23 protein-coding genes are annotated in these 22147 nt (G+C 60.1%); 18 read left to right on the forward strand and 5 right to left on the reverse strand.

Features of this window, described 5'->3' with window-relative positions:
* The first annotated feature begins 30 nt into the window (after positions 1 to 30).
* The 6 genes from ACN0SO_RS25665 to ACN0SO_RS25690 all read left to right on the forward strand — a co-directional run bounded on the left by ACN0SO_RS25665 (position 31) and on the right by ACN0SO_RS25690 (position 5883).
* Positions 31 to 1203, forward strand: a complete 1173-nt coding sequence (locus ACN0SO_RS25665) for an isovaleryl-CoA dehydrogenase (RefSeq protein ID WP_417682498.1) — start codon at positions 31 to 33, stop codon at positions 1201 to 1203.
* A 116-nt stretch (positions 1204 to 1319) separates the two neighbouring features.
* Positions 1320 to 2201, forward strand: coding sequence for a hypothetical protein (locus tag ACN0SO_RS25670; RefSeq protein WP_417682499.1), 882 nt, complete (start codon positions 1320 to 1322; stop codon positions 2199 to 2201).
* A 168-nt stretch (positions 2202 to 2369) separates the two neighbouring features.
* Positions 2370 to 2795 carry an ACT domain-containing protein gene (locus tag ACN0SO_RS25675; protein ID WP_417682501.1) on the forward strand — a complete coding sequence of 142 codons (426 nt, stop codon included), beginning with the start codon at positions 2370 to 2372 and terminating at the stop codon, positions 2793 to 2795.
* Positions 2796 to 2947: 152 nt separating this feature from the next.
* Positions 2948 to 4129 carry a GGDEF domain-containing protein gene (locus ACN0SO_RS25680; RefSeq protein WP_417682502.1) on the forward strand — a complete coding sequence of 394 codons (1182 nt, stop codon included), beginning with the start codon at positions 2948 to 2950 and terminating at the stop codon, positions 4127 to 4129.
* 114 nt (positions 4130 to 4243) lie between these two features.
* Positions 4244 to 5113, forward strand: a complete 870-nt coding sequence (locus tag ACN0SO_RS25685) for an adenylate/guanylate cyclase domain-containing protein (RefSeq protein WP_417682504.1) — start codon at positions 4244 to 4246, stop codon at positions 5111 to 5113.
* Between the two features lie 155 nt (positions 5114 to 5268).
* A complete protein-coding gene (locus tag ACN0SO_RS25690; protein WP_417682506.1) occupies positions 5269 to 5883 on the forward strand; it encodes an ATP-dependent Clp protease proteolytic subunit in 615 nt (204 codons plus the stop codon).
* Positions 5884 to 5964: 81 nt separating this feature from the next.
* Here the strand turns inward: ACN0SO_RS25690 and ACN0SO_RS25695 are convergent, their stop codons facing one another.
* Positions 5965 to 6366 carry a Clp protease ClpP gene (locus tag ACN0SO_RS25695; protein WP_417682508.1) on the reverse strand — a complete coding sequence of 134 codons (402 nt, stop codon included), beginning with the start codon at positions 6364 to 6366 and terminating at the stop codon, positions 5965 to 5967.
* Positions 6367 to 6542: 176 nt separating this feature from the next.
* Positions 6543 to 7154 (reverse strand): thiamine phosphate synthase, encoded by a 612-nt coding sequence (thiE, locus tag ACN0SO_RS25700; protein ID WP_417682510.1) that lies wholly within the window; start codon positions 7152 to 7154, stop codon positions 6543 to 6545.
* A gap of 241 nt (positions 7155 to 7395) precedes the next feature.
* Here thiE and ACN0SO_RS25705 point away from each other — a divergent pair, with 241 nt between their 5' ends.
* Positions 7396 to 8640, forward strand: a complete 1245-nt coding sequence (locus ACN0SO_RS25705; RefSeq protein WP_417682512.1) for an adenylate/guanylate cyclase domain-containing protein — start codon at positions 7396 to 7398, stop codon at positions 8638 to 8640.
* Here ACN0SO_RS25705 and ACN0SO_RS25710 read toward each other — a convergent pair.
* Positions 8526 to 9284: a DUF599 domain-containing protein gene (locus ACN0SO_RS25710; RefSeq protein ID WP_417682513.1), complete on the reverse strand. Its 759-nt coding sequence runs from the start codon at positions 9282 to 9284 to the stop codon at positions 8526 to 8528. The genes ACN0SO_RS25705 and ACN0SO_RS25710 overlap by 115 nt on opposite strands.
* Before the next feature lie 299 nt (positions 9285 to 9583).
* Here ACN0SO_RS25710 and ACN0SO_RS25715 point away from each other — a divergent pair, with 299 nt between their 5' ends.
* The 5 genes from ACN0SO_RS25715 (at position 9584) to ACN0SO_RS25735 (ending at position 13272) form a co-directional block, all read left to right on the forward strand.
* Entirely contained in the window at positions 9584 to 9706 is a 123-nt protein-coding gene (locus tag ACN0SO_RS25715; protein ID WP_268956872.1) for a hypothetical protein, read from the forward strand.
* A gap of 162 nt (positions 9707 to 9868) precedes the next feature.
* Positions 9869 to 10303, forward strand: a complete 435-nt coding sequence (locus ACN0SO_RS25720; RefSeq protein WP_417682559.1) for a DUF1489 family protein — start codon at positions 9869 to 9871, stop codon at positions 10301 to 10303.
* 132 nt (positions 10304 to 10435) lie between these two features.
* Positions 10436 to 11716, forward strand: coding sequence for an MFS transporter (locus ACN0SO_RS25725; RefSeq protein WP_417682516.1), 1281 nt, complete (start codon positions 10436 to 10438; stop codon positions 11714 to 11716).
* A gap of 93 nt (positions 11717 to 11809) precedes the next feature.
* Complete coding sequence (locus ACN0SO_RS25730; protein ID WP_417682518.1) at positions 11810 to 12559, forward strand: VWA domain-containing protein; 750 nt, start codon at positions 11810 to 11812, stop codon at positions 12557 to 12559.
* Positions 12560 to 12564: 5 nt separating this feature from the next.
* On the forward strand, positions 12565 to 13272 hold the full coding sequence (locus ACN0SO_RS25735; protein WP_417682520.1) for a DnaJ domain-containing protein: 708 nt from the start codon (positions 12565 to 12567) through the stop codon (positions 13270 to 13272).
* A gap of 17 nt (positions 13273 to 13289) precedes the next feature.
* Here ACN0SO_RS25735 and ACN0SO_RS25740 read toward each other — a convergent pair whose 3' ends face one another.
* On the reverse strand, positions 13290 to 14690 hold the full coding sequence (locus ACN0SO_RS25740) for a serine hydrolase (protein WP_417682522.1): 1401 nt from the start codon (positions 14688 to 14690) through the stop codon (positions 13290 to 13292).
* A 603-nt stretch (positions 14691 to 15293) separates the two neighbouring features.
* Between ACN0SO_RS25740 and ACN0SO_RS25745 the strand changes: the two genes are divergently transcribed.
* From ACN0SO_RS25745 to ACN0SO_RS25770, 6 genes are all read left to right on the forward strand, one after another.
* Positions 15294 to 15626, forward strand: coding sequence for a phasin family protein (locus tag ACN0SO_RS25745; protein ID WP_394701477.1), 333 nt, complete (start codon positions 15294 to 15296; stop codon positions 15624 to 15626).
* Between the two features lie 570 nt (positions 15627 to 16196).
* Positions 16197 to 16529 (forward strand): ATP-dependent Clp protease adapter ClpS, encoded by a 333-nt coding sequence (gene clpS / locus ACN0SO_RS25750; RefSeq protein ID WP_346895229.1) that lies wholly within the window; start codon positions 16197 to 16199, stop codon positions 16527 to 16529.
* A 12-nt stretch (positions 16530 to 16541) separates the two neighbouring features.
* Complete coding sequence (gene clpA, locus ACN0SO_RS25755) at positions 16542 to 18986, forward strand: ATP-dependent Clp protease ATP-binding subunit ClpA (protein ID WP_417682524.1); 2445 nt, start codon at positions 16542 to 16544, stop codon at positions 18984 to 18986.
* Between the two features lie 93 nt (positions 18987 to 19079).
* Positions 19080 to 19706 carry a LysE family translocator gene (locus tag ACN0SO_RS25760; RefSeq protein ID WP_417682526.1) on the forward strand — a complete coding sequence of 209 codons (627 nt, stop codon included), beginning with the start codon at positions 19080 to 19082 and terminating at the stop codon, positions 19704 to 19706.
* A gap of 169 nt (positions 19707 to 19875) precedes the next feature.
* Complete coding sequence (locus ACN0SO_RS25765; protein ID WP_417682528.1) at positions 19876 to 20634, forward strand: AzlC family ABC transporter permease; 759 nt, start codon at positions 19876 to 19878, stop codon at positions 20632 to 20634.
* Positions 20631 to 20984, forward strand: coding sequence for an AzlD domain-containing protein (locus ACN0SO_RS25770; protein WP_417682530.1), 354 nt, complete (start codon positions 20631 to 20633; stop codon positions 20982 to 20984). Before ACN0SO_RS25765 ends, ACN0SO_RS25770 begins: the two co-directional genes overlap by 4 nt.
* A gap of 52 nt (positions 20985 to 21036) precedes the next feature.
* Here the strand turns inward: ACN0SO_RS25770 and ACN0SO_RS25775 are convergent, their stop codons facing one another.
* Positions 21037 to 22077 carry a helix-turn-helix transcriptional regulator gene (locus ACN0SO_RS25775; RefSeq protein WP_417682532.1) on the reverse strand — a complete coding sequence of 347 codons (1041 nt, stop codon included), beginning with the start codon at positions 22075 to 22077 and terminating at the stop codon, positions 21037 to 21039.
* Positions 22078 to 22147 lie beyond the last annotated feature (70 nt).

Consider the following 22147-nt stretch of genomic DNA (forward strand, 5'->3'; position numbering starts at 1 on the left):
TGAGAACTCGGCTCCAGGGAGGAACCAGACATGATCCGCAACGACTTTCCGTCCTTCAATTTCAACCTCGGCGAAACCGCCGACATGCTGCGCGACAGCGTGCGCTCCTATTCCCAGGACCGGATCGCGCCGCTTGCAGACCGGATCGACCGGGAGGACTGGTTCCCGAGGGAGCTGTGGCCGGAAATGGGCGAGCTCGGCCTGCACGGCATCACCGTGGAAGAGGAATGGGGCGGTTCAGGCCTTGGCTATCTGGAACACTGCATCGCCATGGAGGAGGTCAGCCGGGCGTCCGCGTCCATCGGCCTCAGCTACGGCGCCCATTCCAACCTCTGCGTCAACCAGATGCGCCGCTGGGGCAATGACGACCAGAAGAAACGCTACCTGGGCAAGCTGATCACCGGCGAACACCTGGGCGCGCTCGCCATGTCCGAGCCAGGCGCAGGATCCGACGTAGTCTCCATGAAGCTCAAGGCGGAAAAGAAGGGCGACCGATACGTTCTCAACGGTTCGAAGATGTGGATCACCAACGGTCCGCAGGCCGATACGCTGATCATCTACGCCAAGACCGATCCGGAGGCGGGCCCGAAGGGCATCACCGCCTTCCTGGTCGAGAAGGGGTTCAAGGGCTTCTCCGTCGCTCAAAAGCTCGACAAGCTCGGCATGCGCGGCTCGGAAACCGGCGAACTGGTGTTCCAGGACTGTGAGGTGCCGGAGGAAAACGTGCTCGGCGAAGTGGGCAAGGGCGTCAACGTGCTCATGTCCGGTCTCGACTACGAACGCACGGTGTTGGCGGCCGGTTCCATCGGCATCATGCAGGCGGCCATGGACGTGGTGATCCCTTACGTGCACGAACGCGAGCAGTTCGGCCAGCAGATCGGCACCTTCCAGCTCGTCCAGGGCAAGGTGGCTGACATGTATGTCACCATGAACGCCACCAAGGCCTATGTCTACGCGGTCGCGCAGGCCTGCGACCGGGGTGAGACCACCCGAGAGGACGCCGCCGGTGCGATCCTCTATGCAGCTGAAAACGCTACCAAGATCGCCCTGGATGCGATCCAGCTTCTGGGCGGCAACGGCTATATCAACGAATACCCGACCGGACGACTGCTGCGCGACGCCAAGCTCTACGAGATCGGCGCCGGCACGAGCGAAATCCGCCGCATGCTGATCGGCCGGGAGATCTTCAACAAGACCGCATGAGGACTTTCCGGTCTTCGTCACGGCTCACGGCCGTTGATCAGAGTGTAACCATCCCGATTAACGGCCGTGTAATTTTTCCCTCATAGGTTGTCTTTCCGGATATTGGAGGACAGTCGGTGGAACGCGTTTTACGGTATTTTTTATCACTTTTCGTTGGCCTGATCGGCGTTGTCGCCGGAGGCCTCCTCATCTGGATGGCGATCGCCAATTCCATTTTGCTCTGGGGTGTTTATCAATACGCCACGGCGGATTCCGGACTGCTCCATGAACTGAGGGTGGCTGAGGAAAAACTGAAAGGGGTCAGGTTCGACCTCGATAAGTTGACCCAACCCGCACTCCTGGCCGTTCTTTCGTTGTCCGCAGGGGTGTTTCTGCTGGTTATCGGCGGCAGGAGCCTCATTCGGCGATTGATGGCCGGGCTTCCGCAAGAGGATGAAGGTCGCGCCGAGACGGCCGTCGGCCGTTGGGGGCATATCGCCATTTATCTTTTCGGCATCCTGCTCGCCGGAAAGGGGCTGGTGTTCGGTATTCTGTATGTGCCGACCGATGTTCCACTGACCTTTGCCAGCGTGCCTGGCGAAGCAACGGCAGAAAAACAATGGTCGGTTCCATCCGAGCGCGCAGGAGCACGGCCTAATTACTATGCCGTGTTTCGCTATACCGCTGCCGACGGCCAGACCTACCGCAAGGAAATGCAGCTCGATTCGATTGCTGCGGTGGAAGTGGAACAGGATCCCAATATCCGGATAGCGTATGTTCCCAATGACCCGCAGAATATGACCATTGCACGCTGGCTGCGAAGCCCGCTTGGATATATCTGGTATTTTTTATGGCGTATCCTGTTTGTGGTTGTCGGTGTTCGCGGAATAGCGAGGGAACTCAGGCCACCTGACGGCGGTGTTCGTGACAAAATCCAGCCGTCGCGCATTTCGAGCGTCGCTCCGCCGCCAGGCAGCCCTGCAGGCCTTCGGCGCACCCAGTTCGGCCGTCGCACCTGAAGCGCCAACCGGAAAGTGCCGCGACGGTCGCCAGGGGACGGATTCAGGCGGATCTTTTCCAGTTTGCTCAGGCCTGAACTTTGATGCAGGCCCGTCTTCGGACGCCGTACCGCTTGACACTCCCGCCTGTTAGGCAATTTTCTCAAGGAGGCGACAGGAGGATTGCCCATGCCCGGCGAGACCGATCTCGATCAACTCATTTCCCATATGCGGCCCATGCTCGATCCCGAGCCATACGTGTTCTGTACCTTCGCGGGAAAATCGATTGCGGAACTGGCGGCTTACGAACCGGTCGGCCTGTTTGCCGAAACCGAGGGCGTCAGCGCGATCCTGCCGGTGGAAAAGGCGCGGGCGCTCGGGCTTGCGGAAGCCGAATGGTTCCGCCGGATCACGCTGATGGTCCATTCCAGCCTGGCCGCGGTCGGCCTGACCGCTGCCGTTTCAGCCACCCTTGCCCGTGCCGGGATCCCGGCCAACGTCGTCGCCGCCTTTTTTCATGACCACGTGTTCGTGCCGGCGGCACAGGCCGAAGAAGCTCTAAGGCTTTTGACATGTCTTGCCGAAGAGGGCGTTCCGGAAGCTGCACAAAATTGACATTTGGCGTCCCTCGTTTAACGAAGTCCGCATAACTTTGTGCCATTGTTAAAAGTTGCAGGCAGGTTGTGGTAACCGGTCTTCGGATCGGAAGTGGGCTCCATTTCATGCATTTGGATATATTTACGCTTTTCTTCTTGCTGGGAACGGTGATGTTCCTGGTCGGAACGGCGCTGCTGATCGTCTGGCGGCCGAGCCGATCCGAACAGGGTCTGCTCTATTGGGCCATCAGTTTCTTCGTTCGCATTCCCGCCCTACCGCTGTTGATGGCGCGCGGGCAGATCGGCGACAGGTTGTCGATCGACTTAGGCGGAGGACTGCTGCTTGCCGGTCTCGGGCTGGGTTGGGTCGGGACCCGGATGATCGCCGGGCGCAAGGTGAGCATCCCGGTTGCGGCCGCACCCATGGCGATCTGGTTTTTTACGTGCCAGGTGCCGGTCATTTACGCTGACACCGGCCTCCGGGTTTTCGTCTTTTCCACACTGACTGCCCTCTACAGCCTCGCGATTGCCTTTGAGTTCTGGCGGGATGCGATCCTGTCGGGGCAACGGCTGAAAAAGGGGTTGGCTGCCCTGTTTGTCGTCAACGGGTCCTCCCATGCGATCCGAGCCGTCTACGGACTCGTCACCGATTTTCAGGGCGGTCTACTGGAACAGCATGACGTCATGGCCGTCTCCGTTTTCGTACCGCTGGTGCTGGTGGTGATCGGGACCCTGATCGCCATGGCCATGTACCGGGAAGAACACCTGGACACGCTGCAATACGATGCGTCCCATGATCCGCTGACCAACGTTCTCAACCGTCGCGCCTTTTCCTCCCGCGCCGAAGGTGTGTTGCGCGAAGGCCGACAGGACGGAGTGAGTGTGGCGCTTCTGATGCTCGATCTCGATCACTTCAAGACGGTGAACGATTCTCATGGCCATCTGGCCGGCGACCAGGTTCTGAAGCAGGTCTGTGCCCGGGTGACGGGCATGATCCGCCGGACCGATCTGTTCGGACGCATGGGTGGGGAGGAGTTCGCCGCTCTTCTCAAGGTCGTTGCACCGGATGACGCGATGATGGTTGCCGAGAAGATCCGCAAGGCCGTCCGTTCCATGGCGATATCGACCGATGAAGGCGATCTGTCCGTCACTGTCAGCATCGGCGTGGCGGAAGATGCCGGCGAGGGGCATGGTTTCAGCGAGATGATGCGAAGAGCGGATGCTGCCCTCTACACGGCAAAACTCGGCGGACGAGACAGCGTCCGCTGCTACACCGAAGGTCAGGCTCATCCCGCAATCGGAGGAACCGGACTGGTTCCGGCTGTCGAACGGGTATCCTCGCCGGAGAAATAGGTTTCGAATCGGTGCTGCTTTTCAGTGACACCGTGATCGATCATTTCGGGCATGGCGGTTGCAATTTCGACCCGGCAGTCCCATTCCTAAAAGGAGTTGAGCAGGGGATAGGCCATGCGTGCCAAACGCCGATTGGCTGCCGTGATGTGTGCCGACGTGGCCCATTACGCGCGGTTGATGGAAGTGGATGAGGACGGGACGCTGGACCGGCTGAAATCCTACCGCGAAATCATGTCGCAATTGGCGGAGCGGCACAACGGGCGGATCGTCAACACCTGGGGCGACGCGGTCATCATCGAATTCTCCAGCGTGGTGGAGGCGGTGCAGTGCTCGGTTGAGATCCAGACGGAATTGTCGCTGCGCAACGCGGACCTTCCGGATGCCCGTAAGATGGAATTCCGGATCGGCTTGAACATGGGCGACCTCATGGTGGAGGGCGACGATATCTATGGTGACGGCGTCAATGTCGCGGCCCGTCTGCAGGAACTGGCGCCGCAGGGCGGTATTCTCCTGTCCCAGTCCGTCTATGATCAGGTGCGCAGCAAGCTGGCTTTGGGATTCGAACCTCTGGGGCTGCAGCACATCAAGAATGTCAGTGAACCGGTGGTAACCTATGCCGTTCGTCTCGGCGGGCGGAACGCACCGGAAGACGACCTGACGGGCGCGGAACGTGAAGATCGGTCACCGGGAACCGCGCGGGCTCATACCGATAACGGGACCAGTGGTCCGGGAGGCGACCGGGATGCGGCCGTCCTCGCCAACGGTTTCGAGCAGGCGCGTGCCTGGCTAATGCGTCAACCGCGAATTGTCCGCAGGTGCGTCTTCATAATCGGCTTTTTCTTCCTGCTCAATCTGCTGACATCCGGGCTGTCGCCGCTCTGGTTCGTCTGGCCGTCACTGCCGTTTTTCGCGGCCATGATGTGGCATCTGTTCCTGGGAAAGGGCGATCGAAAATTCCGGGGCGGATCGCATCAAGCCGATTGATCCTCGCCAAAAACCCCTTATGTTTCGGTTCTGATAACTCTTTCAGGATATGCCTCGGCTGAGGATTTGCGAGCCGCTCCCGGTTCGCATACACATTGAGACACCGAACGTCCGGCGCCTGAGCCGGCAAAACGCCAACGGAGCCTATCCCGCGCATGAAAAACTATTCGACAACGGTGCCCGCCCGTCTCGATGACGAGGAAGAGGAAAAGGCCAAGGCCCAACCGTCCATCCAGGTCGACAAGCATCTGTTCGAGGCCCGTACCGTTCTGATCACGGGACCGGTCAACCAGGAGATGGCCCGGGATATCTGCTCACGCCTTCTGGCGCTTGCGCAGGTGTCCAACGATCCGATCACCGTGATCGTGTCGTCTCCCGGCGGCCATGTGGAATCCGGGGACATGATCCACGACACGATCAAGTTCATCTCGCCGGAAGTCCGCATTCTCGGCATGGGCTGGGTGGCGAGCGCCGGGGCGCTGATCTATGTGTCGGTGCCGAAGGACAAGCGCTTCTGCACGCCGAACACCCGCTTCCTGCTGCACCAGCCGTCCGGCGGCGCGGGCGGCATGGCCACGGACATCGAGATCCAGGCCCGCGAAATCATCAAGATGCGCGACCGCCTCAACAAGATCTTCGCCGATGCGACCGGACAGCCGCTGGAGCGCATCGAAAAGGACACGGACCGCGACTACTGGATGAGCCCGGAAGAGGGCATTACGTATGGCCTGGTCGGCAAGGTCGTGACCTCTGTCAGCGAACTCGGCTGATCCGTACACGATCAATCGGTAAAAAAAGAAAAGCGCTGGCAGGGTAACCTGCCGGCGCTTTTTCGTCGCAGACTGTCCCGATCAGGCCGGGACGCCGACCGGGTCCCGAGGCGCAGAATCCGTTCGAAATTCCGGGACGTTCACGACGTGGGGACGAATATGCTCCATCACCACCCGCATCTGGGCTTCGCTGCGGGCCGAAGACCGGTTGCCGCCCAATGCGTTGACGACATGGTCTACAAACCGGTCGTAACGGCTGTCGTCGAGACGAAGCGGCTCCAGGACCGTGCCGATCGGCATACCGTCGTAAAAGGGAGCGCCTCCGAATAAAAACACCAGGAATTCGCAAAGCTCTTCGGAGTAGCGCAGCACACGGCCATCCTGAGACGGCCTGAACGTACCGTCCTGACGCAGTTTGTTTTCGAGCGTTTCGATGGCTTCCTGGAAAGCCGGACGTCCGCCGAGTTTCAGATATAAGGTCATTCCTTTGCCCTCGATTACATCGTTGATCCGATGGGAGCAAAATGGACCAGGCGCGTGCCGATGCCTGTGACATCTGTCACGGATTGCGCCTTTGGACCTCGTCACTTGTCGCGATGGGATAAACTGCAGGAAAATCAAGGGGTTCAACGGAGTGGACGGCGATGCCGCGGTTCGCTTCAGGCCTTTTTTCCAGCCTCAGCGAGCCAGTCTCTGCATCTTTGTTCCGGATCTGCCGCCTTCAGAACATCGGTGATCACGCAGATGCTGTCAGCGCCGGCGGCATAGACGTCGGATGCTTGTTCCAGGCGTATCCCGCCAATGGCGACCAGCGGGCAGGAGATACGGGTTTTCCACTCCCTGATCCGGTCGAGACCCTGGGGGGCGTGATCGACCGTCTTGCCGCGCGGTTCGTAGATCGGCCCGAGCGCAACGTAGTCAGGATCAAGCGCAAGCGCCCGTTCCAGCTCGGCTGGGGTATGCGTCGAAACACCGATGCGGATCCCGGCGGCTTTCAGGGCGGAAACGTCGGCCGCGTCGAGGTCTTCCTGTCCGAGATGGACCCAGTCCGCCCCGGCATCGATGGCCTGTTGCCAATAGTCGTTGATCACCAGAATGCAGCCGTGCGCGCGTGCGATCTTCAATGCGTCCCGAATCGCCTTCTCTGTTTCAGGCAGGCTTTTGTCCTTGATCCTGAGTTGGGCGAAGGTCAGGCCGACGGGACACAGGCGTGGGAGCCAAGCGGGATCGTCCACGATCAGGTAAAAGGCTGGCAGCATGTTGGATGTCATTCGGATTCGGTCAGATGAATTGGGAACGTAGCTCAAATATCTGCTCCGCGAAACGTGCATGGCCGTTGAGGTCCTGAATCTGCTATTGTCAGTCTAGACACTAACCCTAGGGTATTTTTTCGGGTTGAAACAATCTGTTCGGTCCGACTGCCCTTTGCGAAAAACAGACGGAGCACCATATAGGAGCTGTTCGCGACCCCTAACGGGCGGGACCGTCGTCAATCTTGAAGGAACAGGGCTCATGGTCCTTGAAGCGCCGCTGCTTGCTGCGAACGTCGTCCAATGGCTTTATTCGGAAGCCGTAGGACGCCAGGATAGCCTCGAACTGGTGGAAGAGCTGGCTACTCACTTGCGCGAAGGCGGGCTTCCTGTCGACCGGATCACGACCGCGATCATGCTGCTGCACCCGAATGTGCGCGCCGAGGCGGCAGTGTGGGAAAGCAGCGGAACGCGCGAGTTGCGTCGTTATATTGGTTCCGAAGAGCTCGATGAGCGTTATCACAACAGCCCGCTGAAGGCCGTTTTTACCGAAAGCCAGCCGGTTCGCTGCCGTATTGCGCCGGAGCCGGAACCGGGGGAATTTTCCGTCATTCCTGACCTCAGGGGCGAAGGGTATACCGATTACATCGCGCTGCCGATGCCGTTTTCGGACGGGTCGACCAAGGCCGTGACCTTCGCGACCAAGGCGCCGTCCGGCTTTTCGGGCGCGCAGATCGGCGTGCTGGAATCGATCATCCGGCCGCTTGGCATCGTCTGCGAACTTGCGACCTTGAAGCGGACAGCGGAAACGCTGCTCGACACTTACGTGGGTGTGCGCGCCGGCAGCAAGGTGCTCAACGGTACGGTCAAGCGCGGCGACGGCGAGTGGATTTCCGCAGTGGTCAGTTTCGCGGACCTGCGCGGCTTCACCCGCATCTCGAATACGCTGCCGGCTGACAAGCTGATCAAGTTCCTGAACCAGTATTTCGGTGCCATGACGGTGGCGGTGGAAGCCCACGGCGGCGAGGTGCTCAAATACATTGGCGACGAGATCATGGCGATCTTCCCCTATTCCAACGAGGACGAGGCGGAGGACGCAGCAAAGCGGGCGTTGCTCGCTGCCCGGCAGACGATCCGGAGCATTGAAGAAATCAACCAGGCCAACATCTGCCTGGAGACGCCGGACCTGAGCGTCGGTATCGCGCTTCACGCCGGCGACGTCTTCTTCGGCAATGTGGGCAGCGAGACCCGGCTCGACTTCACAGTGATCGGTCCGGTGGTCAACATGGCTGCGCGGATTGCGGAGCTTGCCAAGGACCTGGATCTGGAAATCCTGGTTTCGGAGGTCATCGCCGACATCATGGGCTGCCGGGGCGGTCTGTTCGGCGAATATCAGGTGAAGGGGTTCGACGATCCGGTGCGCGTGTATTCGTCGGCTTCCGCGCTGAGAGACAATGCCAGCTTGTGCCCGGACAATACCGCCATGCGCGCTCTTGAGGCGAACTGACGGCGAAGCAGCACGATCAGGACCGCCAGCGTCATCACGGCGAAGGCGATGGGGCCGCCGAACCAGCCCATGAAGCCGATCGAGAAGAAAAAGGCCCGCTGGCCGCTGTTGAAATGGCGGCCGGCGAGGACATTCAGTTCGGCCGCCGTTCCGGCCAGCTTGCGAATGGCTTCCGTTTCCGGCGAGCCGACTTCCGGTACCGAGCCCATCACGATGCTGGAATAGTTGAACAAACGGTAAGCCCAGCCGAATTTGAAGAATCCGTAGGCGAAGATCAGCATCAGTCCGAGAACCTTGATCTCCCACAGAGCCCGGCTGCTCTCGACCGGCAGGGACAGGTCCGTCGCCACCTGTAGGATGACATCGGTGGAGTTCAGAAGCGCGAAGCCGCCGCCGATGGCAATCAGCGAGGTGGATGCGAAAAAGGCGGTGCCCTGCTGCAGGCCGGATGTGATTGCCGTGTCCATGATGCGCACAGGGCGCCGGGTCATGGAGATCATCCACGCGCGCCGGTAGTTGTCCATGGCATGGGCCAGGGTCTTGTGCCGCAAGGGGCTGAGGTCGATCAGCAGGTTGAAGCCGAACCAGGCGAACAGGAACCAGCCTGCGGCGATCAGATCGGTAAGCGAAAGAACGTTCATCATGGCCGGCCTCTTTGATTCATTCCGTTCCCAATTCGGACTGCTTCCGGACACACAAACGGCGCCTCTCCCGTGTTTAGCGCAGCTTTTTTTCTCTGGCTACAATCACTTAAGAATTTGAATTAAAAGCTAAAAAGTGAGATCAGCGTGGAATGCATTCCTGATGCCTGTTTTTTGCACTTGCGAAGTCGTTAGGGATCCCTTAACTCCTCGCCTCAATAGGGCCACATTTTGCCACGGGGCACCTCCCGCTACCGCGGCAGTGGGCAGAAAAGGTCTAAAGGGTTTTCATGGACGAAAACGTGCAAAAGTCCTGCTGGGGCGTCACTGTCTGGACAGTACTCGCTCTGGGAGGCGCGCTGGCATTGTTCATGCTTTTTCACGACCCGGACGCCGCTCAACAGGCGGTCGCGGTCGTGAACTGACAAGCAACCAGAATACGAAACGGGCGCGGATCTCCGCGCCCTTTTTGTTTGTGGAAATCGCTTGATCGGACGACATTCGCTCCCTTCCACGACCTGTGTAAAAGATCCTTCGATCCGTCCGGGTGCTTGACCTTGGGAGGTTTGCTGATACCTCATCGGGTTATGACCCTGCATCTGGTAAAATTGTGTGTTGGCGCGGACAGCGTGGAAAGCCTGCAGGCGTGGCTCGATTTCCGCATGGAACAGAAGCGCCAGGCCGGAGAGCCGCTTGAGCAGACCCATACCACGCGCATGGTGCCGACCCGCCGTGAGGAACTTCTGGAAGGCGGTTCCCTCTATTGGGTGATCAAGGGCCGGATCCAGGTGCGCCAGCATCTGGTCGATATTCGTCCGTTCACCGATAAATCCGGGGTCAAGCGTTGCGACCTGGTGCTCGAACCGCGGCTGATCCTGACCCAGTATCAGCCGAGGCGACCGTTCCAGGGGTGGCGTTATCTGAAGCCGGAAGATGCGCCTGCCGACATACGTTCCGCAGGTGAGGCCGTGGCGATGCCGGAGGAAATGCGCCGGGATCTTTCGGAGCTTTGCCTGATTTAGGCGGGAAATGCCGCCGGTTCTGAAAATTTAACCTCTATAGCGCCTATTCATTCCCGGGATTGTGAAGTTCCATGGAACGTCTGCGAGGACGCGGATCGCAGGCCCTTCTGGATACTCGAATGGATGGCAACCTTGTTGACAGACAGTCGCTGGAATTTGCGGGTCCTGTTGGCGCATGGGCTGTTTACATCGGTCGGGCATCGATTGGCGCCGCCAAGGGTGATCATTCCCTACATCTATATCGCGGTCGGCGCGCCGACGGTTTTCGCCGCCATCCTCGTTCCTCTGCTTTACGGAATTTCCCAGCTTTCCCAGACGGTCTCCGCTCCCCTGATCGCCAAGGCGAAGTTGCGCAAAACCTATCTGGTGACGGGTAAAATCATCATGCTGGCCGGAATGGTTCTCGCGGCGGTCTCCATTCAGTTTGACTGGATATTGGCCGTGACCGCGATTTTCCTGCTGGCGGCGGCGGCTGTCGGCGTCGGACAGGGCGTTGGCAGTCTGGCCTACAGCACGCTCATGCCGGAATTGCTCGACAAGGACCGCCGGAGTCTGCTGTTCAACATCGCGGGCGGAATAAGCGCTTGCGCGGTTATCGGCTTTGCCCTGGCAACCCACTGGTACTTTCAGGGCGAGGACCCGCTAACAAGTCACGTGACCCTCGTCTGGCTGGCCGTTTCCAGCGGGATAGTCGGGGCCATCCTGGTCCTGTTCGTGCGGGAACGGCCGAAAGCTGCCGGTGCTGAGCAAAGAACAGAGGAGGCGGGCAATCGGGACGTGCCCGGGCATTGGGCGCAGATCAAAAGCGGCTGGGCCTTCAGCCTGGAGCACGGCTGGTTCCGGCAGTACATCATCGCCCAGATCCTGTTATTATCGATTACACAGGTCATCCCCTTCTACGCCATGCATGCTGCATCGCTGCATGCAAACGCATCTGGTTCCCTGAGTTCCATCATTATCGCCTTGTCGGTGGGGGCGGTTCTGAGCGGGCCGGTGCTTTTGGTGATGGCCCGGCGATCGATCCATACCAAACTGATTGCAGGGATCTGTGCCAGTGCCCTGTCTGCGGTCATGGCGCTTCTGATCGACGGATACCCGGACTATCAGCATTACCTCTACTACACCCCGATCTTTGTCCTTCTCAGTTTTTCGATGCAGGCCGTGAATATCAACATCAGGGTGTATCTCGGCGAGATGGCGCCCAATGACGGCGGTGCGTATTTCTTTTCCGCCAGCAAGATGTTTGCCGGATTGATCGGTATTATCGTTGCTGCCGTGTTAGGCTTCCTGGCGCATTACAAGCACGAGGCTTATCCGATCGCGATCATCCTTATTATTAACGTGATCGCGATGTTCCATGTATTTTTCTATCTGCCGCGGCTGGTCGTGCCGGCGGCGGAGCAAGCGACCTGAGACAACTGGTCCGGATTGGCAATGCCGGCTTGCTTTAGCCTGTATCGAGCCCAATTATTAAAGCTGCTGTTGATGTTGAACTGAAGGCTGAAAATGGATCCTGGTAAACCGGTTGAAAAAAAGAACACTGCGGCCAGCGAAGCGCGGGCGCAGTCGCAGGATGTCCAAAGCCGGTCGTCATCTGCAGACATTCAGGCCTTTCTGCACAAGGTGTCGGAGCTTTCCGTACCGCCCGAGGCACGCAGCCGGCTGGTGTTCGGCCTTGACGCGACCATGAGCCGCCAGCCGACCTGGGACCAGGCCTGCCAGATTCAGGCGGAAATGTTCAAGGAAGCGGCTAAGCTCTCCGGCCTGGAGATCAAGCTGGTCTATTTTCGCGGATTCGGCGAATGCCGGGCGTCGCGCTGGTTTTCCGGCAGCGAGGATCTGGCGGAAGCCATGTCACGCATCGATTGCAGGGGTGGGCACACGCAGATCCGCAAGGTGCTGTCCGCTGCCTTGTCGGCGGCGAAGGACGACAAGATCGCCGGTCTGGTCTATGTGGGCGACTGCATGGAGGAAAACGTCGACGATCTGTGTGCCCGGGCCGGAGAACTCGGCCTTCTGGGCGTGCCGGTGTTCCTGTTCCAGGAAGGCCGGGACCCGGCGGCCGAACAGGCTTTCCGCGAGATTGCGCGGCTTACCCGCGGGGCCTATTGTTCCTTCGACGCGGGCTCTGCGCGCCAGCTTGCGGATCTGCTGAAGGCCGTTGCCGCCTATGCCGCCGGCGGCCATGGTGCGCTGAAAAAGCTCGAGGCCTCCGGCGGGCAGGGCGCCCGGCTTCTGCTTGATCAACTGAAATAGGCCGAATGTTCTATCTTCTTCTGGGAATTCTGCTGCTGATCATGCTGCTTTACGCAGCCCAGCACTTCGTTCAGGCCAATCCGGCCGATCTGTCGCGCACGCTCAGGCGAGGCGGCGGGATCGCCCTTCTGGCGATTGCCGCAATATTTGCCGTGGGGGGAAGGTTCGTTTTCGCCGTTCCCCTTGCCGGTGTCGGCCTGTCGCTTCTGGGCTGGAGGCGCCTCGGCGGGGCCTTCGGCGGGGGGAGCGGTCAGGCGACGCCGGGGCAAACCTCCCGGGTGCGGACGGCCATGGTCGAAATGGAGCTGGACCATGACAGCGGAGACATGAGCGGAACCGTTCTAGCCGGACGGTTCACGGGCGCGTCGCTGGGTGACCTCAGTGACGCCGATCTGAAGGCCCTTTGGGAAGAGACCGCGACGGATGCGCAGAGCCGGGCTTTAGTCGAAGCTTATCTCGACCGCAGGCTTTCCGGCTGGCGTGAACACTTCCAGGCGGATGGAGCAGAGCGGCAGAGCAGCCCGTCGAGCGCGGGCGCCATGACAGATGAGGAGGCCTACCAGATCCTGGGGCTTTCGCCCGGCGCCGGGGACGCGGAAATCCGAGCGGCGCACCGACGGCTGATGCAGAGGCTGCATCCCGACCATGGCGGAACCACCTTCCTGGCGGCGAAACTCAACGAGGCTAAAGACACTCTTCTCAGAAGACATTGACGACATCCGTTACGCGATTACTGGTAGATGGCATAGCAGGCGAATTTCGCCCGTTTCAGAGTCTTGCAGGCGCTTAAGGCCGCAGTTTTCGTTTCAAAGCCGACAAAGCGCGCGCGGTAGAGGGTCTGGCCGTTGGCCTCGACCGGTTCTGTATAAGGCACGCGGCGGTGCAGACCGGCGGCAGTCGTTGCGCGTTTCAGCATCTCGACCGCGTCGCTCTCGGTTTCGGTCGCGGCGATCTGGACTTGCCAGCCCGGTTCCTGGTCCTTGGTGTCGCTGGTAGCCACGGTTACGGTGGTCTGTTCGGGGCGCTCGGGCGCTGCCGGCGGCACCGGTGGCAAACCGGCAGCTTCAAAGGCATTCGTCATGCGCTGCCTGACCACTTTCGGCGGGACCGGGATTGCGCCGGTGACGATCATCGGGGCTTCGAGTTCCGCCTTGCTCGGCGGGGCGGCAAGCGCGAGCAGGTTCGACGGCGCTTTCGTTGCCGGTCCCGGTTTCCGGGAGGGCTTGGGAACGTCATCCAGCTTGGCGGCGACGAAGGTCGGTGTGCGAGCGGCGGATGCGATGACCTGGTCGGTCACCTTACCCTTGCTGGCACGCGGCAGATATTCGTTGATCAGCTTCACCATCTGGGCATTGCGAGAGCGGCCGGTCCGACCGCCCATGACGACGGCGACGATGTAACGGCCGTCGCGCTTAACGGAAGTGACCAGATTGAAGCCGGACGCACGGATGTAGCCGGTCTTGATGCCGTCAACGCCCTTCACCTTGCCGAGCAGGCGGTTGTGGTTGCCGTAGCGGCGGCCGCGATAAGTGTAAACCCGGGTCTTGAAGTAGCCGTAGTATTTGGGGAACCGCTCCTGAATGGCGCGACCGAGCGTCGCCATGTCCCGGGCGGTCGTGTATTGCCTGGAATTCGGCAGACCGTGCGGATTGCGGAAAACCGTCCGCTTCATGCCCAACTGATGCGCTGTGCGGGTCATGCGCTCGGCGAATTTGGTTTCCGAGCCGGCGATGTTTTCGGCGACGGTGGTGGCAACGTCGTTGGCCGACTTGGTCACCAGCGCAAGGATGGCATCCTTGACCTTGATCGTCGATCCCGGCTTCAGGCCGAGCTTCGAAGGGGGACGGCCGGAGGCGTATTTGGAGACCTTGAGCTGCGAATTGAGCGACAGGCGCCCGGCTTCGAGTTCCTCAAAGACCAGATACAGGGTCATGATCTTGGTGAGGGAGGCGGGATAGCGGCGCGCGTCAGCGGAAGACGCATAAAGCGTCTTTCCGGTTTTGGCGTCGACGACGATTCCCGCATATTTGGAGTTAGCAGACGCCGACAGGGGCGCGGACAGGACGACTGCCGCCGCGATGCCGAACTTTACCAACAAACCCAGATTTCGTGCACTGCGATACAAACGCATACCAAACACCGACAGTTCCCATTCTGGGTCACGCACTTCCATCACGGCACCAAACCTAACCAGTCCGGCTACCGGCTGCAAACAAGCCGTTTCCCGTATTCTCTGCGATTCATTTGATGGAATCGCGGTTACGAATGAGTAAATATAAAAGGGAGAATGTCGAAAAAATTTTAGATTAAAATTAGTATTAATACCTTCTTAATTTTCGCTAAATTGCCATTAAGATATGTGGCGATGTTGTTTTCTCTACATAAGCTAATAAAATTATCATTACTCAAGTATATGTATTTTTTAATTGACGATTTGCCAAGTTTAAATTGATATCAGTTAGAATTTAGATTTCCGATTGTTTATTTTGATTTTCTTTGCTTGCGTGAACCTTGCCGCTCCTTCCTGTTGAGCCATATGGGCGGTGGCGGAAAGAAAAGTGGGTATGCCCGAACAATGCATATTTCAGGTTGATGTTGCAGCGCAAAAAAATCTTGACAAATTTTGTGCGGCGCATAAGTTAGTGTCGTAGGGTAAACAAGTCGCCTGTCGAGGTGGCGCAAAGGCGCGTGACGCGCGAAAGCGCAATCACTCCAGGATTTAAGGGTTGGAAGAATGATGAACAATTTCGAGGAAGTGCAGAAGCTGGGCAAGGACAACATGGACATGGCCATGGAGTCGCTCAACACCATGTCCAAGGCTATGCAGGCGATCGCCGCCGAGATGGCTGACTACCAGAAGAAGTCCTTCGAGGAAGGCTCTGCCGCGGTCGAAAAGGTCGTGTCCTGCAAGTCTCTCGACAAGGCTTTCGAAGCGCAGACCGATTATTTCAAGACGGCCTATGAAGGCTTTGTCGGGGAAATGACCAAGCTCGGTGAAATGTACACCGATCTGTCCAAGGAAGCCTACAAGCCTTACGAAGGCATGCTCGGCAAGATGGGCAAGTAAGCCGGCCTCTCACGGCCTTCGGTCAATTTGTACCTGAAAAATTCACCTGAACCGGGTCCCGAGTATCCTTTGGGGTACGTGGCGGTTCAAGGGAAATTGAACCCGGTTCGAAAGAGCCGGGTTTTTCGCATTTCGGGTCTCCGAGAGGGTCTCTGCCGTTCCCGCAAACCGCTGGTTTCATGGCGTTCAAGAGGGTTGTCAGGCATGTGGAGAGTATGAATTGACCGCTATCCCCAACCTTCGGCTTTCCGTCCTTTTTCGCTGAGTTCCTCCGTGTGAAGCTGTCTTTGCTTCTGATCTTTTAAAAGTTTTTTCCTATCCTACATACAATCCGAAGGGCGGTGCCGGTTCAGGCCGGCAAAAAACCGCAGCCTCTCGATCAAATCGGCCATTGCGCAGGCGGGACTTGCGCGGCAGGATTGGTTTAGCAAGGTGGACGAACCCGGAATGGACAAGGGCTGGCGCGGGCAACCGGTCGGCTACAGGGCTACACAAGATTGAGGGCCTTTACTCCGGGTTTGCTGCTGATAGACTCGATAGGTCATCGTTTGAAGGGCAGTAGACTGAAGTATGGCAGGCGGGGCTGACTTTGAAGATGGTGACGGCGACGCCGGAACTGTTGTTGTCACCAGGACCAGAACGAATACCAAGCGCCCGAACCTTTATCGGGTGCTGCTGCTGAACGACGATTACACCCCAATGGAGTTCGTGATTCACGTGGTGGAGAATTTCTTCCAGAAGAACCGGGAGGAGGCCACCCGCATCATGCTCCATGTTCATCATCACGGCGTCGGGGAATGCGGGATTTTTTCCTACGAAGTCGCGGAGACAAAAGTGACGCAGGTCATGGATTTTGCCCGGAAACACCAGCATCCATTGCAATGCGTCATGGAGAAAAAGTGAAGGATATCACACGTGCCGTCATTCTCTCGTAGTCTCGAAAAAGCGCTCCACCAGGCTTTGGCTTTCGCCAACGAGCGCCAGCAGGAATACGCGACGCTCGAGCATCTGTTGCTTGCACTCCTGGACGACCAGGATGCGGCTGCCGTCATGCGGGCCTGCAACGTGGACCTGGACGTCATCCGGCGCAACCTGCTCGACTATATCGAGACGGAGCTGGACAACCTGGTGACCGACAGCGACGAGGACTCAAAGCCGACCGCAGGTTTCCAGCGGGTGATCCAGCGTGCGGTGATCCATGTCCAGTCGTCCGGACGGGAAGAGGTGACCGGAGCCAATGTGCTGGTTGCCATTTTTGCCGAGCGCGAAAGCCATGCGGCCTATTTCCTGCAGGATCAGGACATGACCCGCTACGATGCGGTCAATTACATTTCCCACGGCATCGCCAAGCGGCCGGGCATGGCCGAAGCGCGCCCCGTCGAAGGTGCGGAAGAGGAAGAAGCCCTCTCGGGCAATCCCAGCGAGAAGACGCCGAAGGCCAAGACCGATGCGCTCGAGGCCTATTGCGTCAACCTCAACGAGAAGGCGGAAAAGGGCAAGATCGATCCGCTGATCGGCCGTGACGACGAGATTTCCCGCACCATCCAGATCCTGTGCCGGAGGTCCAAGAACAATCCGCTGTTCGTGGGCGACCCGGGCGTGGGCAAGACGGCGATCGCCGAAGGTCTGGCGCGCCGCATCGTCAACGGCGACGTGCCGGACGTGTTGAAGGACGCCACCATTTTCGCGCTCGACATGGGCGCCCTTTTGGCCGGCACCCGCTATCGGGGCGATTTCGAGGAACGCCTGAAGCAGGTGGTCAAGGAGATCGAGGACTATCCGGGCGCGGTCATGTTCATCGACGAGATCCACACGGTGATCGGCGCGGGCGCAACCTCGGGCGGGGCGATGGATGCCTCGAACCTGTTGAAGCCGGCGCTGGCCTCCGGCGCAATCCGCTGCGTCGGTTCGACCACCTACAAGGAATACCGGCAGTTCTTCGAAAAGGACCGGGCGCTGGTGCGCCGGTTCCAGAAGATCGACGTGAACGAACCGACCATTCCGGACGCCATCGATATCCTGAAGGGGCTGAAGCCTTACTTCGAGGATTTCCACAAGGTCCGCTACACCAATGACGCCATCAAGGCGGCGGTGGAACTGTCGGCGAAATACATCTCCGACCGCAAGCTGCCGGACAAGGCGATCGACGTGCTCGACGAGACCGGGGCGTCGCAGATGCTGGTGCCCGAGTCCCGTCGGCGCAAGACCATCAACGTCAGGGATATTGAGAACACCATCGCCACCATGGCCCGGATCCCGCCGAAGTCGGTTTCCAAGGACGACGTGGAAGTCCTGTCCAACCTGGGCACGGACCTGAAACGGGTCGTCTACGGTCAGGACGCGGCGATCGAGACCCTTGCTTCGGCGATCAAGCTGGCCCGCGCGGGCCTGCGCGAGCCGGACAAGCCCATCGGCAGCTACCTGTTCTCCGGCCCGACCGGCGTCGGCAAGACCGAAGTGGCCCGCCAGCTGGCGTCCTCGCTCGGCGTGGAACTGATCCGCTTCGACATGTCGGAATACATGGAGCGGCACACGGTCTCGCGCCTGATCGGCGCGCCTCCGGGTTATGTGGGCTTCGACCAGGGCGGTCTTCTGACCGATGGCGTCGACCAGCATCCGCACTGCGTGCTGCTGCTCGACGAGATCGAGAAGGCCCATCCGGACCTGTTCAACATCCTGTTGCAGGTGATGGACCACGGCAAGCTGACCGATCACAACGGCAAGCAGGTCGATTTCCGCAATGTCATCCTGATCATGACCACCAATGCCGGTGCTTCGGACATGGCCAAGGAGCCGGTGGGCTTCAATCGGTCCAAGCGCGAAGGCGAGGATTCGGAAGCGATCAACAAGCTGTTCACGCCGGAATTCCGCAACCGTCTGGACGCGGTCATTCCCTTCGGCAACCTGCCGATGGAAGTGGTCTACAAGGTGGTCGAGAAATTCGTCATGCAGCTCGAGGTCCAGCTCGCCGATCGCGGCGTGACCTTCGAACTCACCGAGGATGCGGTCAAGTGGCTCGCCGACAAGGGCTACGACAACCGGATGGGCGCGCGTCCGCTGGGCCGGATCATCCAGGAGCACATCAAGCGGCCGCTCGCCGACGAGGTGCTGTTCGGCAAGCTGAAGAAGGGCGGCATGGTCAAGGTCTCCGTGTCCGAAGACCGGGCCGGTCTGCTTCTGGAATCGATCGAGGAACGGGCAACGCCACCGTCGAAGCCGAAGGCCGCAGCCGCGTCCAAGACGAAGCCGAAGCGCCGCAAGAAGCCGGCAGCCAAGGCCGCCGCCAAGCCGTCGAAGCCGGAAAGCGGCAAGGGCGGGGCGAAGAAGAGCCTGGTGCCGAAGGTGCCGCTGGCGGACTGAGGCCCTTGCCTGAAACAAGACAAAAGGCCGGGATGCGGATGTGTCCCGGCCTTTTTCTTGAATTGAGGCTGCAGGAAAACGGGAGGAAAGTGCATGATCGATCAAACGACCCTGGTGACCTATCTGGCCATTCTGCTCGGCTTTGTCTTCATTCCAGGTCCGGCGGTCCTGCTGACGCTTGCCCGCGCTTCTGGGTCGGGAACCCGGGCCGGACTGGCAACTGCACTCGGCATTGCGGCGGGGGATCTTGTCCACACCGCATTCACGGTGCTGGGCCTGTCGGCGATGATTCTGGCCTCGGCCACGCTGTTCAGCGTGATCAAGTATCTCGGTGCGGCCTATCTGGTTTATCTCGGCATCAAGGCGTTCCGAGATCGGACGCCGGTGCGTGTCCGGACCGGTGACGGCGGGATCTCTCCCTGGCAGGCGTTCCGTCAGGCGGTTCTGGCGGAGGTTTTGAACCCGAAATCGGCCATGTTTTTCCTGGCCTTCCTGCCGCAGTTCGTTCGGCCGGAAAACGGTTCGGTCGCATTGCAGTTGTCGGTCCTCGGTGTCCTGTTCGTTGCCATGGGGCTGTTGAGCACCCTGACGGTTGCCGTCTTCGCCGGCGGTATCGGCCGCGTGCTCCGCCGCAGCGAAACGGTCATGCGTTGGCAGGGCAAGGCGATCGGCACCATCTACTGTGCCCTCGGGCTCCGCCTGGCGCTGCAGGAGCGATAACGTTCTCGAAGGATTGCTTCGTTGGCTGGCAATCGTTTGTTGCCGGTGGCGAGCTTATGCGGGGTGGGCTCATCCCCGTTTCCCGAATTGACAAATTGTCGCAATCCGTTTTTATAAGGAAACCTTCCTATTCTCCGTTTCCAGATCCTGTTTTCCAGATCCGGCAGTGATGGCTTCCAGCAACGAAATCGATCCGCCCGGCGGACCCGGTAACACCCTTCCTTCCCGTGTTTGGGCGCTGCGCGGCGCGCGGGCGGCCATGTCCATTCCGGCGCTGATCCTGACCGCTGCCTTTGTCGGCTATGCGGGGCTGGCGCGCGAGACCGGCCTGTCGCTGACAGAGACCCTGGCCATGACAGGGCTGATCTGGGCGCTGCCGTCGATTGTCGTCCTCACGGGAGCGCTCAATTCCGGGATGGGGCTCGTTCCCGCGGCGATCGCCGTTGCGCTTGCCTCCGTGCGGCTGATGCCCATGACCATGGCGCTGATGCCTATGGTCAAGGTGGAGGGCAAGACCAAGCGCTGGCAGCTTCTGATCGCCTCCCATTTCGTGGCCGTGACCGCCTGGGTCTATGCCATGCGCAACCTGCCGGACATGCCGCGCGAGGCCCGGCTGCCGTTTTTCTTCGGGTTCGGCTTTGCGATCACCAGTTTCGTCTTCTGCGCGACCGGCGTTGCCTATCTTCTGGTGGAGCGCCTGCCGCCGATCCTGGCCGGCAGCCTGCTTCTGCTGACGCCGGTCTATTTCCTGTGTTCGCTCTGGGGCGCCTCGCGGCTCCTGGCCGACAAACTGGCCCTGGCGATCGGCCTTGCGCTCGGACCGGTGTTCTTTGTCTATGTGCCCGGGCTCGATCTGCTGTGGACCGGTCTTTTCGGCGGCACGGCGGCCTATCTGATACACCGCGTGGCGCGAGGGAGGCTGTCATGAGCGACGTCGCCTGGTGGTGGCCCTATGTGATGATCGTGGTGGCCGGCTGGATTGCCACCGACATGTGGCGTTGGCTCGGCGTGTTCGCCGGCGGGCGCCTGCGCGAGGACAGCGAGCTGTTCGTGTGGGTGCGTTGCGTGGCAACGGCCCTGGTCGCCGGCGTCATCTCCAAGCTGATCCTGTTTCCCAACGGTATTCTGGCGGACACCCCCATGTGGCTGCGCCTCGTGGCGGCGGGCGCCGGCTTTGCCGCCTTTCTGGCCGTCCGCCAGATGGTGATTGTCGGAGTGCTGGTCGGGGTGGCGGTGCTGATCTGCGGCTGGCTTCTGCTCGGCGGGGTGTCGGGGTAGGGGGAAAGTGATGAAGGTTCCGGTTTATTGTTGCCCACCGTGGATCGACCTATCAGTCGGATTTCAGATCCGGTGGTGACGCGGGCGCGTCGACATCACGGGAAAGGCTGCCCTCCCTGCCGGACGTCTCCCCACCATAGATCTCCCCCAACCCCCCGGCGATCTCCGCCATGGCGGCGCGCAGGTCGGGAGGGGAGAGGACTTCCGCCTCCGCGCCGAAGCGCAGCAGGTCGACGCAGGTCTGGCGGATGGAGCCGACGGGCAGGCTGACGGTGGTCCAGCCGGTCTCGTCCGGCTTATCACCGAATTCCGCATGGGCGCAGACGTAGGGTGGCAGGAAGGCCTCGAACATCTTTCGTCCCCACGGCGACAGGCGCAGGGTGGCGCGGTTCGGATGAAGTTCGGCTTCAAGGCGGCGGGTGCTCTCGTGCCAGTAAGCGGCAAGATCGAAATCCGCCGGGCGCTCGAAACGAGCGTCGGTCAGCGAGAATTCCAGGATACGGGAAATGCGGTAGGTGCGCGGGTTGCCTTCGACGGCCCCTACCAGGTACCAGGACCCGCTTTTCAACACGATGCCGAGCGGGGCCACGCGGCGCCGCTTCTCCGCTTTCCAGGCCCGGTAGCGAATGTCGATGAAGCGTTGCTCCCAGACGGCCTTGGCGACCTCCTGCAGGTGTTCAGGCTGTTCGGCCTGGGCAAACCAGGCCGGGGTATCGAGAAGAAACCGGTTCTGCATCTGCTCCGCGCCTCTGCGCAAACCCTCCGGCAGGGCGGTCAGCAGCTTGTTTTTTGCGCCCGCCATGACAGCCCCCAGTCCCAGATCGGCGGCGGGGCCCGGCAAGCCGGTCAGGAACAGGGCATCGGCTTCTTCCGCCGACAGGCCGTTCAACCGGGTGCGGTAGCCGTCAAGCAGCCGGTAGCCGCCATCCGATCCCCGCTCGCTGTAGACCGGAATGCCGGCTTCGCTCAGGGAATCGATATCCCGGTATATCGTGCGTTCTGAAACCTCGAACTCGTCGGCAAGCGTCCGGGCTGTGACCCGGCCCTTGGCCTGCAGCGTGAGGAGGATGGAAAGAAGGCGGCTGGCTCGCATGAAAACATTCTAATCCAACCTGACAAAAGTTGACAGGTATGCCGTTGTAACTTGCCGCCAGTGCCGGTTT

Origin of the sequence: Roseibium sp., from assembly GCF_048260565.1 — a bacterium.
Taxonomy (GTDB): Bacteria; Pseudomonadota; Alphaproteobacteria; order Rhizobiales; family Stappiaceae; genus Roseibium.

Excerpts from the sequence above, each read along its gene's own strand:
- ACN0SO_RS25740 (WP_417682522.1), bottom strand. The coding sequence starts at position 14,690 with ATGCGTTTGTATCGCAGTGCACGAAATCTGGGTTTGTTGGTAAAGTTC.
- ACN0SO_RS25665 (WP_417682498.1), top strand. The coding sequence starts at position 31 with ATGATCCGCAACGACTTTCCGTCCTTCAATTTCAACCTCGGCGAAACC.
- ACN0SO_RS25775 (WP_417682532.1), bottom strand. The coding sequence starts at position 22,077 with ATGCGAGCCAGCCGCCTTCTTTCCATCCTCCTCACGCTGCAGGCCAAG.
- thiE (WP_417682510.1), bottom strand. The coding sequence starts at position 7,154 with ATGACATCCAACATGCTGCCAGCCTTTTACCTGATCGTGGACGATCCC.
- ACN0SO_RS25705 (WP_417682512.1), top strand. The coding sequence starts at position 7,396 with ATGGTCCTTGAAGCGCCGCTGCTTGCTGCGAACGTCGTCCAATGGCTT.
- ACN0SO_RS25765 (WP_417682528.1), top strand. The coding sequence starts at position 19,876 with ATGGCTTCCAGCAACGAAATCGATCCGCCCGGCGGACCCGGTAACACC.
- ACN0SO_RS25730 (WP_417682518.1), top strand. The coding sequence starts at position 11,810 with ATGGATCCTGGTAAACCGGTTGAAAAAAAGAACACTGCGGCCAGCGAA.
- ACN0SO_RS25680 (WP_417682502.1), top strand. The coding sequence starts at position 2,948 with ATGTTCCTGGTCGGAACGGCGCTGCTGATCGTCTGGCGGCCGAGCCGA.
- ACN0SO_RS25710 (WP_417682513.1), bottom strand. The coding sequence starts at position 9,284 with ATGATGAACGTTCTTTCGCTTACCGATCTGATCGCCGCAGGCTGGTTC.
- ACN0SO_RS25745 (WP_394701477.1), top strand. The coding sequence starts at position 15,294 with ATGATGAACAATTTCGAGGAAGTGCAGAAGCTGGGCAAGGACAACATG.
- ACN0SO_RS25675 (WP_417682501.1), top strand. The coding sequence starts at position 2,370 with ATGCCCGGCGAGACCGATCTCGATCAACTCATTTCCCATATGCGGCCC.
- clpS (WP_346895229.1), top strand. The coding sequence starts at position 16,197 with ATGGCAGGCGGGGCTGACTTTGAAGATGGTGACGGCGACGCCGGAACT.
- ACN0SO_RS25770 (WP_417682530.1), top strand. The coding sequence starts at position 20,631 with ATGAGCGACGTCGCCTGGTGGTGGCCCTATGTGATGATCGTGGTGGCC.
- ACN0SO_RS25690 (WP_417682506.1), top strand. The coding sequence starts at position 5,269 with ATGAAAAACTATTCGACAACGGTGCCCGCCCGTCTCGATGACGAGGAA.
- ACN0SO_RS25760 (WP_417682526.1), top strand. The coding sequence starts at position 19,080 with ATGATCGATCAAACGACCCTGGTGACCTATCTGGCCATTCTGCTCGGC.
- ACN0SO_RS25735 (WP_417682520.1), top strand. The coding sequence starts at position 12,565 with ATGTTCTATCTTCTTCTGGGAATTCTGCTGCTGATCATGCTGCTTTAC.
- ACN0SO_RS25720 (WP_417682559.1), top strand. The coding sequence starts at position 9,869 with ATGACCCTGCATCTGGTAAAATTGTGTGTTGGCGCGGACAGCGTGGAA.
- ACN0SO_RS25695 (WP_417682508.1), bottom strand. The coding sequence starts at position 6,366 with ATGACCTTATATCTGAAACTCGGCGGACGTCCGGCTTTCCAGGAAGCC.
- ACN0SO_RS25685 (WP_417682504.1), top strand. The coding sequence starts at position 4,244 with ATGCGTGCCAAACGCCGATTGGCTGCCGTGATGTGTGCCGACGTGGCC.